Below are 12,360 nucleotides of genomic sequence, written 5' to 3'. Positions count from 1 at the left end.
ACCCCTTCCTCACAGCTCCGCCAGGGCGCGCTCGAGCTCGGGCAGGACCCGCGTGGCAACCGCCCAGCTCGTGTGCTGCCCGGCCCGAAACTTGATCTCCTGCTTTTTCTCTTCGGTGGTCGGCTCCGCCTCGCGCACCGTCGTGCCGTCGTACCCGACACATTCGTAGTGCTGCTGGGTCTGGTGGCAGGCCGGCGCGAGCCGGTCCACGAGCCACCGGTTGATGTCGATCTGGTCCCGCAGCAATTCCCGTGCCCCGTTGACCGCTCCGGCATCGACGCGCAGCATCACGGCAAGCGGATACAGCGTGTTGACCGCCAGCCCGAGCTTGTCCTCGGCGGCCCTGCTCTGGACGGCCCCGAGGTAGGCGCTGGCGTTGTTGGCCCAGGTGTTGAACTTCCTGGCGTTTTCCCAGAGTGCGATCTCGTCGTCGCGCCAGGCCGCGTAGTCGAGCATTTCGATCCGCGCCGCCGCAAGGGTCACGTTGACATCTGCGGCGATGCGCGCGTCGAGGTGTTGCTGCACCTCGGCACGGGCGGTGTCGATCGCCCCAATTGACTCACGGATCAGCAGTGCGACCTCCTGGGCCGACAGTTCCTCCTCTTCCTCCTCGAAGAAGCTGGAGATCGAAATCACCACGGTGATGACCGGGCCGGCCGGGGGCGGAGCCGGGACGACCTCCGCCCGCGCCGGCGTGGCCGTGCCCGCCAGCACCATCCCCGCCACGACGGCGGACGCCGCCAACCGGCGCGTCAGTTTCGCGCTCAAGCGGCTCCCTCCAACGCCGCCCGCAGTCTCGGCAACGCGTCCTTGGCGATCGCCCGGCTCGTCTTGAGCGTGGCGCGATCCTCGGCGACCGCCCGATTCGGCTGGCACGCGAAGCCGGTGCAGATGCCCGACCTTCCGACGTCGCCGTTGTACGCGGTGCATTCCCACCACCGCTCCGGCGGAGTTCCCTGCTCCGGCGGGTGCCGCTTGATGGCGCAGTTCGTCGGGGTAAGCCTCGCGATGATGGCTTCGTTGGCGCGGATGTTGTTTTCCACCAGCGCCACGATGCTGAAGCCCGCCTTGGCCCGGGCGGCGGACGCGATCATGTAGATCTCACCGGTGAGAAAGCCGATGTTGTCGGCCGCTCGCAGGGTGCTCACCGCGGAGAAGTACTCGGTCGCCTGCGACGCGCAGAACGTGGCGTCCTGCGCCCACAGCTGAAGGACCGTACGGCTCATGTTCTCGATGTCGGCGAACTCGATCGTGTGCGTACGCACGCACGCCTGTACCTCGGCGCTGGTGATCTCGTCGATGTGCTGGACGATCTGGTCTTTCGCCTGCTCGACCGCCTCGATGATCTGGCGGATCGCCTCCTCCAGCTCCGGCCCCCCGCCGCCACCACCGCCCCCGCCGCCGAACGCCTCGGTCAGCCGGAGATAGGCGTCGGTCAGCTCGGTGAACTCGTTCATGTCTTCTGGTGTCTTCGGCTGCCAGTCGGCCAATGCCGGCCGCGCCAACCCGACTGTGGCCACCACGACCAGAATGGTCGCGGCCAGACCACGCAACAACCCTCTCAACCCACCACTCCCTTCAGGCAATGCCAAGGGAGGAAACCATTCGCGACGCCACGGCTCGTCGCCGTATCTGTTTCGTTACGCGCCACATTCGCAATCGCGCATCAACGCGTATCCGTGGCCTGGCAAGCGATCATGCGCGATTGTGCATCGGCACATCACGACTCGGTAACACGCTCGTACATGGACAAGCGTCGTGGTTTTCTGGGCGGCGTGGGGGGTTCAAAAGTCCTTGGTCCACCGGCACCGTCACTGGTCAGATATGGCTCGTCGGTCGATGCCGACCTCGTGTACCGCTGCCTGCTGACGCTGGGGGCGCGGACGGCGGTGCGGCTGGAGCATGATCTCGGCCTGCCGCCGTCGCGAGTGGCGGCGGCGATCGAAGAGCTGGCGTCCCTCGGCGTGGTCGGCGGGCGCCGGCGCCCGGATCGGACGGAGACCGTCTGGACGGCTGGGAAACCAGACGATGTCATTTCGGCACTGCGTCAGCACCGTCGCCGGTCGACGCCGGCGAGGCAGCGGTCGCGCGGGGCCGGCGCGGCGCCGGTGCCGCTCGGTGACGGCCTGCGGCACCTGCCGAGTCGCGCGATGACCCGCGAGCGCCTGGCCGAGTTGAACGGCGTCGTCCGGCACGAACACCTGGCGATGCAACCCGACCGGGAGTTCGACGCGGAGTCCGCCCGCTCCGCGGTGCCGCTCGACCGGACACTGCTGTCCAGGGGAGTGCGCATGCGCGTGCTGGGTGTGCAGCCGGTGGATGCCGATCCGCTGGTGGCACACGGCCGATCGTCCGGAGACGAACGCCCGGACTACCGGCAGGCGATCGACGTGCCGACGAAGCTGATCGTCCTGGACCGCCGGGTGGCGTTTATGCCGGTCACCGCCGACAACCTCGACCACGGATACCTCGAAGTGACCGACGGGTCCGTCGTCGCCGCGCTGGTCGAGCTCTTCGAGCGGCATTGGTCGATGGCCGTCCCGGGACAGGAGCAGCGTATGGCGAGGCTTTCGCTGTCCACGCGGGAGCAGGACCTCATCGCGCTGCTGGTCTCGGGTCACACCGACGCGAGTGCCGCCGCCGTGCTGCGGGTGAGCCGGCGCACGGTGTCCAACCTGCTCCGCGGCCTCATGGACCGCCTCGGTGTGGAAAACCGGTTCCAGCTCGGCGTCGCCATCGGCGCCCTGGGCGTCGCCACCTCACCCGCCGCGAGCACGACGACGACCGAAGGAGACATCCGGTGAAACTGTGGACCCGCCCGTTGTTCGTCGCCGTGGCGGCGCTGATCGTGGCGGCACCCGCCCCGGCCAGCGCGGTGCCGGTGTCGTGGACCACGGCGGCGTGCGCCACGGGTGAGATGAGCGCGCGGCCGGCCCCGCTGGGAAACGTCAGCGTGAGCGGCTGGATCCTGCCCTGTCCATCCAGCCCCCTGCCGCCCGGCGCCGCGTTCACCGTCGCCTATTACGGGTTGTCCGCGACGACCGGGCGGCTCATCGGATACTCCAATGCCGACGATCTTGCTGGCACGGCCGATGCGGCCGGCTTTACCCGGACTCTCGACGCGCAACGACCGGACTACCCGCCTCGGGCGATATGCCTCGTCTTCAACCCCGAACAGAACGGCCGGCTGTCGTGCTACGCCCTTGATCCGGTGGACGGGAGCGAGCAGCTGAGCGTGAGGCCGATCCCGGTCTACGACCCTCTGGTGGCCCATCGCGTCACGGTTGGCCCGCCGCCAGGGCGGGACGACGACGACCCGGTGCCACATTGCGGCAACTGCGTCTGAACCCGGCGCCCATGGTCGAAGCTCCTCTCGATGTGAGAGGAGCCTCGACCGAGAAAGCTAGCCGTTCAGCAGGTCGTACGCCTCCGGCGGTGCGGGCACTGTCTGCGCCGCCGGCGGTGCCTTCACCGCCGGTGCGGTGCCGTAGTCGCTGAACGTCGCCTCCCACGTGAACGCGGCCGCCTTGCCCGCCGCGGGCACGTCGAGCGCGAGCGACGTGAGCCGCCCGGAACCGTCGACGGCCGCCTCGAACGGCACCGCCTTGGCCTTCTCGCCCAGGGCGGTCAGCGCCTCGGCGTCGACCACCTCCACCTCAGCCGCCGCCGTGAGGTCGACCGTCCCCTTGAACGCCCCCTGTGACGTCTCCGTCGCGTCCACGATGTGGTCGAGCAGTACCACGGCGCCGGTCGGGTCCGGGTGCGTGTACCTCACGTCCTCCGGGTCGTCCACTTTGGACGTGTCCAGCTCCAGCCACTTCGGCGGCAGCTTGGGCAGCCCGGTGATGCCCTTGGTCCCGCTGAACGTGACCTTCGTCCAGGCCTGCTGGTCGATGACGACGATCGCCATCGTCATGCTGAAGCCCAGATCTTTGTCTTTGAATACCGCCGTGTAGGTCATCCGCTTGTCTTTCGGGTTTACCTCACCCTTCGCGTCGCCTTCCAGCTCCTTCATCGTGTACCGGAAAGTGCCCTGCGAGCCGTCCGGCACCGCGTCCCGAAGCTTCTCGGCCGGTGTGGGCGGCGGATCGGCCGCGTCGACGGCGCCTTGGCAGCCGGTGATCAGTAGCGCGCTCGCGGTGAGCGCGAGGAAGATCCTTCGCCTCATCTCAGTCTCTCTATGCGTTTTCCGGATGCGCGGGTGGTGCGCCCAGCGATCGTGGAAAGCGACCCTGCTGGAACGCTGCCGTTATGCTGCGCATGGCTGCCGCATCGCTGCGGTCGCTTGCCGTTTTCGCGACATGGCCTGGTCAGACGGGGTGAGGCTGAGCTGAAACGCTTTGAGATCCTGGGTCCCGTACGCGCCTTCGACGGCGACGACGAGATAGCGCTCGGCCCGGTAAAGCAGCGCGCGGTCCTGGCCGTGCTGCTGCTCAACGCCAACCGTCCGGTCAGCGCGTCCCAGATCGTCACTGCGGTGTGGCAGGACGAGCCGCCGGGAAACGGCGCGAACGTCGTGCAGAAGTACGTCGCCGGCCTGCGCCGCGCCCTCGAGCCCGAGCGCACGCTGCGCGCGCCGTGGCAGCTGCTGACGCTGACCGAGGCCGGATACATGCTCAGCATCGAGCCCGGCGCGCTGGACGCCGACGTCTTCCGCGACCGCGTCCGGCAGGCTTTGGCCGCGCGCGAGGCGGGCCAGCTGGTCCGGGCCGCGGCGGAGCTTCAGGCCGCCCTCGCGCTGTGGCGGGCGGATCCGCTCGCCGGGCTGACCGGGGCGGTGTTCGACGCGGCACGCGACCGGCTGTCGGAGAGCCGGGCGGCCGCGCTGGAGTCGTGGGCCGAGACCGAGCTGATGCTCGGCCGCCACGCCACGCTCGTGCCGGAGCTGGTCCGCCTCATCGCCGAATACCCGCTCCGCGAGCAGCTGCGCCACCACCTGATGCTGGCGCTCTACCGCACCGGCCGGCAGGCGGAGGCGCTCGCGGCATACCGGGACGCGCGCGCGTTCTTCGTGGAGGAGTTCGGCGCCGAGCCGGGCGAGCCACTCCAGCAGCTGCACCAGCGGATCCTGCGTTCGGATCCCACGCTCGCCGCCCCGGTGGACAGTCCGGCACCGGCCGCGCCTGTCTCGCCACCACCCGTGTCACCGCCGCCGGGTGCGCCGCCCACGCCTCCTTCGATGCCCAGCCCGGCGATGCTTCCGCCGCTGCGGTTGCCGCCCGACCGGCCGTCGCGGTGGTGGGCGTGGGTCTGGCTGGTCGGCGCGATCGTGCTGACCTTCGGCACCTGCGGCTACCTCAGCTGGCTCGTCGTCGGCGTCTACGCACTGCGGCGGCGGAGCTGGCCCAACGCGCTGGCCGCGGCCGGCTACCTGCTCCTCGCGGTGGTGTCGCTGGTCGCGCTGTTCACCGATCCCAACCTCGACGATCCGGACGCGGAGCTCTCGGAGGCGCACGGCTGGGCGTGGTTCCTCGCCGCCTTCGTCGTGTGGAGCGCCAGCACCGTACACGCCGCGATCATCGGAGCGCTGACGGTGAAACGGGCGCGGGACGCCGATCCCCACCGCGCCGCCCGCCGCGAGCAGGCCCTCCAGATCGTGCGCTGGAGGCCCGACCTGGCCCGCGAGCTGCTGATCGGCCGCCCCGACCTGCCCCGCCAGTTTGACGACGGCGGGCTCGTCGACATCAATGCCGTGCCCGAACACGTGATCGCGATGCTACCGGGCGTGACCACGTACCTCACGCAGATGATCGTGGCCGACCGCGCGCTCCACGGGCCCTACGCCTCCGTCGAACACATGGTCGCCCGCCAGGTGATCACGCCCAAGCTCGCCGACTCGCTGCGCGGACTCCTGATCTTCGGACGGTTACCGGACCGTGAGGGCCGACCGCAAGCCGGTGATGTCCAGCACGCGTAGCAGGAAGTCGCCCAGGTTGGTGAGGAGCAGCACGCTCTGCGTGTGGCTCGCCTTCTTGGTCAGCACCACGATCGTGCCGAGGCCCTGCGAGTCACAGAACGTGACCCCTGCCATATCGAGCACGATGCGCACGGGCGCGTCGGTCAGGAGCTCATTGACGACGCTGGAAAGCCGGGCGGCCGTGAGCATGTCGATCTCACCCGCGAGTTTGAGCACGATCTCGTCGGGATCGCGAAGCACCGCGATGGACAACTCCGGACGTTCCACCCCATCAGCCTATCGTGATCTAGGGGAGGCCGCCCGGTGGAAGCCCCCCGGCCGGGGGGCTTTGCCCCCACGTCAGGTAACGCTGTCAGAATGGCTGGACCGTGAGTGACACGCCGAGATCCGACGCCCTCTTCGACCGCGCCCGAGCCATAGTGCCGGGTGGGGTCAACTCACCCGTTCGAGCGTTCCGCGCGGTCGGCGGCACGCCCCGTTTCATGGTCCGTGGTGACGGTCCGTGGATGTACGACGCGGACGACCGGCGCTACGTCGACCTTGTCTGCTCGTGGGGCCCGCTGATCCACGGCCACGCGCACCCCGAGGTGGTCGCGGCCGTGCAGGCCGCCGCGGCGCGCGGGACCAGCTTCGGCACACCCACGCCGGGTGAGGTCGACCTCGCCGAGGAGATCGTCGCGCGTACGCCGATCGACCAGGTGCGCCTGGTCAACTCCGGCACCGAGGCCACGATGTCCGCGATCCGGCTGGCCCGCGGCTTCACCGGCCGCGCCAAGGTCGTCAAGTTCGCCGGCTGCTACCACGGGCACGTCGACGCGCTGCTCGCCGCCGCCGGGTCGGGCGTGGCGACGCTCGGGCTGCCGGACTCGCCGGGCGTCACCGGCGCGGCCGCGAGCGAGACCATCGTGCTGCCGTACAACGACGTGGCCGCCGTGGAGGCCGCCTTCGCCGCCGACGGCGAGCACATCGCGGCCGTGATCACCGAGGCCGCGGCGGGCAACATGGGCGTCGTCGCCCCCCACGACGGGTTCAACAAGGCGCTCGCCGAGATCGCCCACCGGCACGGCGCCCTGCTGATCGTCGACGAGGTCATGACCGGCTTCCGGGTGGCCCGCGGCGGCTGGGCCGAGATCGAGCCGGTCGACGCCGACCTGTACACGTTCGGCAAGGTCATGGGCGGTGGCCTTCCCGCCGCGGCCTTCGGCGGGCGCGCGGAGATCATGGGTCGCCTCGCCCCGGCCGGCCCGGTCTACCAGGCCGGCACGCTCTCCGGAAACCCGCTCGCCTGTGCCGCCGGGCTGGCCAGCCTCCGCCTGGCCGACGCCGAGGTCTACCGCCGCCTCGACGAGACCGCCACCGTCGTCGGCGGGCTCGCCAGCGAGGCGCTCGGCAAGGCCGGAGTCGCGCACCGCCTCGCGTACGCGGGCAACATGTTCTCGATCTTCTTCACCGGCGGCTCGGTGTTCGACTACGACAGCGCCAAGACGCAGGATGTCGCCGCGTTCAAGGCGTTCTTCCACGCGATGCTGAGCCGCGGGGTCTACCTGCCGCCCAGCGCGTTCGAGGCATGGTTCGTATCCACCGCGATCGGCGACGACGCGTTGGAAGTGATATCGGCGGCACTGCCCGCGGCAGCGGCCGCCGCGGCGGCAGCGGGGAGCGATTCATGACCAGCAGCACGGTGGTGCATGTGCTTCGGCACGGGGAAGTGCACAACCCAGACAAGATCCTGTACGGCCGGTTGCCCGGGTTCCGCCTCTCCGAGCTGGGCGGGCAGATGGCCAAGGCGGCGGCGCAGGCCCTCGCCGAGCGCGACGTCGCCTACGTGGTGGCCAGTCCGCTGGAGCGCGCCCAGGAGACGGCCGAGCCGATCGCGGCCCAGTTCAAGCTGCCGGTGGCGGTCGACGAGCGGCTGATCGAGAGCGCCAACTGGTTCGAGGGCAAGAAGGTGGGTCCGGGCGACGGCTCGTTTCGCGACCCGCGCAACTGGTGGGTGCTGCGCGACCCGGTGACCCCCTCCTGGGGTGAGCCGTACAAGCAGATCGCCGAGCGGATGTTCGCCGCGCTGCACGCCGCGCGGGTGGCGGCCGACGGGCGCGAGGCGGTCTGCGTCTCGCACCAGCTGCCGGTGTGGATCCTCCGCCGGTACGTCGAGCGCAAACGACTCTGGCACGACCCTCGGCGCCGGCAGTGCGGCCTGGCCAGCCTCACCTCGTTCCACTTCGAAGACGAGAAGATCGTCGGCATCGGCTACTCCGAGCCGGCCGCACACCTTGTCGCGATGTCGCCGGGCGCCCGGACGGCCAAAGGCGCCTGATGCGACTTCGGGCCGCGCTCGCCGCTCTGTTCCTCGCCGCGACACTCACCGCGTGCGACGGGGGCGAGCGCGACGGCTGCGACACCTCCTCGACCGGGACGATCGAGTGTCCCGTCGACAAGCGCCCGACCCCACCGCGACTCTCCGGTGAGCTGCTCGAGGGCGGCCGGTACGACCTGAGCCAGGATCGCGGCCAGGTCGTGGTGATCAACTTTTGGGGTTCGTGGTGCGCGCCCTGCCGGGCCGAGATCGACGACCTGGAGCAGGTCTACCTCGCCACCAAAGATCGCGGCGTGCGCTTCCTCGGCATCAACATCCGCGACGACCGTGACAAGGCCAAGGCCTTTCAGCAGGGCAAGGTGACCTACCCCAGCGTCATCGACCCGTCCAGCAAGCTGGCCCTCGACTTCGACATCCCGCCCAACACCATCCCGGCGACGATCGTGCTCGACCGCGAGGGCCGGATCGCGGTGGTGATCCGCGCCTCGGTCAAGGCGGCCGACTTCGAGCCGATCGTCGCCCGGGTGGCGGCCGAGAAGAGCTGAGATGGGCGAGACGTTTCGGGAGCTGGCCAACGGCGGTCCCCTCGCGCTGGCGATCGGCGCGGCCGCCCTCGCCGGGCTGGTCAGCTTCCTCTCGCCGTGCGTGCTCCCGCTGGTGCCGGGCTACCTGTCGTACGTCACCGGGCTGTCCGGTGCCGAACTCGACGCCGGCACCCAGCGGATGCGCCGGGTACTCGCTGGCACGTCGCTCTTCATCGCCGGCTTCACGGTCGTGTTCACGCTGACCGCGGTGCTCTTCACCAGCGCCACCGGTGCGCTGCTGGGCAACAGGCGGCTGCTGGAGATCATCGGCGGTGCATTGATCATTGTGTTGGGGCTGGCTTTCCTCGGCCTCGTACCGGGGATGCAGCGCGAGTTCCGGATCCACAAGCTGCCCAACGCGGGCCTGATCGGGGCGCCGATCTTCGGCGCCGTCTTCGCGCTCTCCTGGGTGCCCTGCGTCGGCCCGACGCTCGGCGCGGTGCTGACCATGGCGTCGGTCAGCGGCAAGGCCGACCGGGCGGTGGTGCTCGCGGTCGCGTACTGCCTGGGGCTCGGCCTGCCGTTCGTCGCCTTCGGGCTGGGCTTCCGCCAGCTGCTCGGGGTGTTCAAGGCGATCCGGCGCAACAGCCAATGGGTCACCCGGGCGGGCGGCGCGCTGCTGATCGTGGTCGGGCTCGCGCTGGTCACCGGCGGGTGGCAGAGCTTCCTCATCTGGCTACAGACGACCGTCGGCGTCGGAGAGGTCAGCATCTGATGGTGGCCACCGAGGAGCGCGCGACCTCGCCGGCACCGGGGCCGGGGCGGGCCAACCCGCTGATCGCGATGCTGCGCAACTCCTGGCGGCAGCTGACCAGCATGCGCACCGCGCTGATCCTGCTCTTCCTGCTCGCCGTCGCCGCGATCCCCGGCTCGGTGCTGCCCCAGCGCAGCGTCAACATCGACGACGTCGACCGGTACTTCGCCGAGCATCCCGACCTCGCACCGGTGCTCGACCGGCTCGGCATGTTCGAGGTGTTCGCCTCGATCTGGTTCTCCGCGATCTACCTGCTGCTCTTCACGTCGCTGGTGGGCTGCGTCGTGCCGCGCCTGGCCGAGCACTGGCGGGCGATGCGCAGCGCCCCGCCCAAGGCGCCGGCCCGGCTCGACCGGCTGCCGCAGCACGCGACCGTCGAGCAGGCCGTGGGTGGTGCCGAGGAGATCGGCGCCGCGTTGCGCAAGCGCCGCTGGCGGGTCGCGGTCCGCGGCGACACCGTCTCCGCCGAGAAGGGGTACCTCAAGGAGACCGGCAACCTGCTCTTCCACTTCGCGCTGCTCGCGGTGCTCGCCGGCGTGGCCTTCGGCTCCTGGTACGGCTGGCACGGCAACCGCCTGCTCGTCGCCGGCGCCGACACGGCGTTCTGCAACACGCTCCAGCAGTTTGACGAGTCCGGCCTCGGTCCTCGGGTCGACGGGGCCGACCTGCCCCGCTTCTGCCTGGAGCTGACCGACTTCCACGCCGACTTCCTGCCGAGCGGGCAGCCGTCCTCCTTCCGGGCGACGGTGCGGGTGGACGACGGCGCGCCGCGCGACTTCTCGGTCAACTCCCCGCTGCGCCTCGACGGCGCCAACGTCTACCTCCTCGGCCACGGGTACGCGCCGGTGATCCGATACACCGACAAGTACGGGCAGGCGCAGACCACCGTCGCGCCGTTCCTGACCGTCGACGGCATGCTGACCAGCGAGGGCGTCGCCGCGTTCCCGGACGCCAACGTCGACCCGAAGGCGTCCGGCGCCCGCGACCCCGACGCGCAGGTGGCGTTCGAGGGCCTCTACCTGCCCACCGCGCCCAACCAGCCGCCGTACACCCGCTCGGTCTTCCCCGCGGAGCGTTCGCCGGCGCTGATGCTGTGGGCCTACCGGGGCAACCTCGGGCTCGACGCCGGCATCCCGGGCTCGATCTACCGCCTCGACCAGCGGCAGGTCGCCAACGGACGGCTCAAGCGCGTGGGCGACGCGACACTACTGCGGGTCGGCGAGAAGATGACGCTCGACGACGGCAGCACGGTGGAGTTCCTCGGCACGCGGCAGTACGCCACGCTCTCCATCCGCTACGACCCGGGCGAAAAGATCGCGCTCGGTGGCGCGGCGATCGGCCTGCTGGGGCTATTGCTCTCGCTGACCGGCAAGCGCCGGAGGGTGTTCTTCCGTGCCACTACGGGAGGTAGTAGGTTGGTGGAGGCCGGTGGGCTGCCGCGCACCGACTACTCCGGGTTCGCCGAGGAGTTCAAGCAGACCATCGAGGCCGTGGAGAAACGCTGATGTCCGCACTGTCCGATCAGCTCCTGGTCGTCGCGATCTTGTCATACGTCGCGGCGATGGTCTGCCACGCGGCGGAGTACGCCTTCGGCAACCGCAGCCATATCGGCCGGGCTGCCGCGCTGCCGGCACGCGAGCTGGTCGCGGTCGGGGCCCCGTCCGCCGCGGTCGAGGTGGAAGAGCCGCTGGAGCCGCCTCTCGCAAAGCGCGACCGGGCCGCCCTAGCCGGCAAGGCGGCCGTAGCGGTCACCGCCCTCGCCGCGCTCGTCCACCTCGGCACGCTCGTCACCCGCGGCATCGCGGCGGAGCGCATGCCGTGGGGCAACATGTACGAGTTCGTGCTCTCGGTGACGTTCGTGGGCAGCGTGGCCTGGCTTGTCGTGCTCTCCCAGCGGCCGGCGATCCGCCACCTCGGCCTCTTCGTGGCGACCGCGATGGTGCTGCTGCTCGGCGTCGCCGGCATGGTGCTCTACACCGACGTGGCGCCACTGGTGCCCGCGCTCAAGTCGACATGGTTCGTCGTGCACGTCTCGGCCGCGGTGCTCTCGTCCGGCATCTTCCTGCTCGGCTTCGTGCCGGCGGCCATGTTCCTCATCCGCAGCGGCTACGACCGGGGCAAGCGCAGCTTCCCGTACTCGCTGGGTCCGCGCGTCCCCGAGGCGGCGGCCCTCGACCGGCTGACCTTCCGGCTGCACGCGTTCGCGTTTCCGATCTGGACGTTCGGCGCCCTGATCGCCGGCCCGATCTGGGCGGAGGCGGCATGGGGCCGCTACTGGGGCTGGGACCCCAAGGAGGTCTGGGCGTTCATTTCCTGGATCGTCTACGCCGGCTACCTGCACGCCCGCGCGACGCCGAGCGTCAAGCGCACGACCGCCACGTGGATCGCGGTGATCGGCTGGCTCACGATGCTGATGAACCTCTTCGGCGTCAACATCTTCTTCACCGGCCTCCACTCGTACGGCGGCTTGTAGCCCCAATCGGACGTTCTGTCCGCGTGCCGCGGTCGCCGCGCCGCCAGTACCCGTTTGAAGCAGCTGGACAAGCGGCCGCAGCCGGCGCGCAACGCGGCGTCCGTGGCGCCGCCGCCGGCCGCCAAGGCGCCCGGCTTCGACCGCGCCAACCAGCTGTGAGCTGCCCACGGGCGCGGCGCTTCACCGGCGGCACCACCGTGCTCATGGCCGACGGCACCAGCAAGCGAGAAGAAGCTTGTCGATGTCACCGTCGACGTAGACGGCGATAAGGGCGACCGGATGGCGACGACCACCGCGACCGACGAACACCCATTC

At 70.3% G+C, this 12,360-nt stretch carries 13 protein-coding genes; 9 read left to right on the top strand and 4 right to left on the bottom strand.

The features are described 5' to 3' along the window. Positions 1–9: 9 nt before the first annotated feature. Together AC5L36_RS36615 and AC5L36_RS36610 are read right to left on the bottom strand one after the other, a co-directional pair. The gene (locus AC5L36_RS36615; RefSeq protein ID WP_441223389.1) at positions 10–768 is read right to left on the bottom strand and encodes a hypothetical protein; all 759 of its coding nucleotides are present in this window, start codon (positions 766–768) and stop codon (positions 10–12) included. Then, positions 765–1,523, bottom strand: coding sequence for a hypothetical protein (locus tag AC5L36_RS36610; protein WP_441223388.1), 759 nt, complete (start codon positions 1,521–1,523; stop codon positions 765–767). The genes AC5L36_RS36615 and AC5L36_RS36610 overlap by 4 nt, the downstream gene beginning before the upstream one ends. Positions 1,524–1,775: 252 nt before the next feature. Here AC5L36_RS36610 and AC5L36_RS36605 point away from each other — a divergent pair, with 252 nt between their 5' ends. Then, entirely contained in the window at positions 1,776–2,804 is a 1,029-nt protein-coding gene (locus tag AC5L36_RS36605; RefSeq protein ID WP_441223387.1) for a helix-turn-helix transcriptional regulator, read from the top strand. Continuing rightward, positions 2,801–3,346, top strand: a complete 546-nt coding sequence (locus tag AC5L36_RS36600) for a hypothetical protein (protein WP_441223386.1) — start codon at positions 2,801–2,803, stop codon at positions 3,344–3,346. The genes AC5L36_RS36605 and AC5L36_RS36600 overlap by 4 nt, the downstream gene beginning before the upstream one ends. A gap of 57 nt (positions 3,347–3,403) precedes the next feature. Here AC5L36_RS36600 and AC5L36_RS36595 read toward each other — a convergent pair whose 3' ends face one another. Further along, positions 3,404–4,168, bottom strand: a complete 765-nt coding sequence (locus AC5L36_RS36595; RefSeq protein ID WP_441223385.1) for a hypothetical protein — start codon at positions 4,166–4,168, stop codon at positions 3,404–3,406. A 117-nt stretch (positions 4,169–4,285) separates the two neighbouring features. Here AC5L36_RS36595 and AC5L36_RS36590 point away from each other — a divergent pair, with 117 nt between their 5' ends. Continuing rightward, on the top strand, positions 4,286–5,917 hold the full coding sequence (locus tag AC5L36_RS36590; protein ID WP_441223384.1) for an AfsR/SARP family transcriptional regulator: 1,632 nt from the start codon (positions 4,286–4,288) through the stop codon (positions 5,915–5,917). Here AC5L36_RS36590 and AC5L36_RS36585 read toward each other — a convergent pair. Beyond that, on the bottom strand, positions 5,867–6,184 hold the full coding sequence (locus tag AC5L36_RS36585) for an STAS domain-containing protein (protein ID WP_441223383.1): 318 nt from the start codon (positions 6,182–6,184) through the stop codon (positions 5,867–5,869). The genes AC5L36_RS36590 and AC5L36_RS36585 overlap by 51 nt on opposite strands. A gap of 101 nt (positions 6,185–6,285) precedes the next feature. Here AC5L36_RS36585 and hemL point away from each other — a divergent pair, with 101 nt between their 5' ends. From hemL to ccsB, 6 genes are read left to right on the top strand one after another with little or no spacing between them, the layout of a single operon-like run. Next, positions 6,286–7,587: a glutamate-1-semialdehyde 2,1-aminomutase gene (gene hemL / locus AC5L36_RS36580; RefSeq protein WP_441223382.1), complete on the top strand. Its 1,302-nt coding sequence runs from the start codon at positions 6,286–6,288 to the stop codon at positions 7,585–7,587. After that, positions 7,584–8,234 carry a histidine phosphatase family protein gene (locus tag AC5L36_RS36575; protein ID WP_441223381.1) on the top strand — a complete coding sequence of 217 codons (651 nt, stop codon included), beginning with the start codon at positions 7,584–7,586 and terminating at the stop codon, positions 8,232–8,234. Before hemL ends, AC5L36_RS36575 begins: the two co-directional genes overlap by 4 nt. Further along, the gene (locus AC5L36_RS36570) at positions 8,234–8,779 is read left to right on the top strand and encodes a TlpA family protein disulfide reductase (protein WP_441223380.1); all 546 of its coding nucleotides are present in this window, start codon (positions 8,234–8,236) and stop codon (positions 8,777–8,779) included. The genes AC5L36_RS36575 and AC5L36_RS36570 overlap by 1 nt, the downstream gene beginning before the upstream one ends. Position 8,780: 1 nt before the next feature. Next, the gene (locus AC5L36_RS36565; RefSeq protein ID WP_441223379.1) at positions 8,781–9,533 is read left to right on the top strand and encodes a cytochrome c biogenesis CcdA family protein; all 753 of its coding nucleotides are present in this window, start codon (positions 8,781–8,783) and stop codon (positions 9,531–9,533) included. After that, a complete protein-coding gene (resB, locus tag AC5L36_RS36560; protein WP_441223378.1) occupies positions 9,533–11,077 on the top strand; it encodes a cytochrome c biogenesis protein ResB in 1,545 nt (514 codons plus the stop codon). Before AC5L36_RS36565 ends, resB begins: the two co-directional genes overlap by 1 nt. Then, positions 11,077–12,045, top strand: a complete 969-nt coding sequence (gene ccsB / locus AC5L36_RS36555) for a c-type cytochrome biogenesis protein CcsB (protein WP_441223377.1) — start codon at positions 11,077–11,079, stop codon at positions 12,043–12,045. The genes resB and ccsB overlap by 1 nt, the downstream gene beginning before the upstream one ends. The last annotated feature ends 315 nt before the right edge of the window (positions 12,046–12,360 follow it).

The organism is Phytohabitans sp. LZ39 (assembly GCF_059359075.1).
This window is presented reverse-complemented; position numbering and strand designations above follow the sequence as displayed.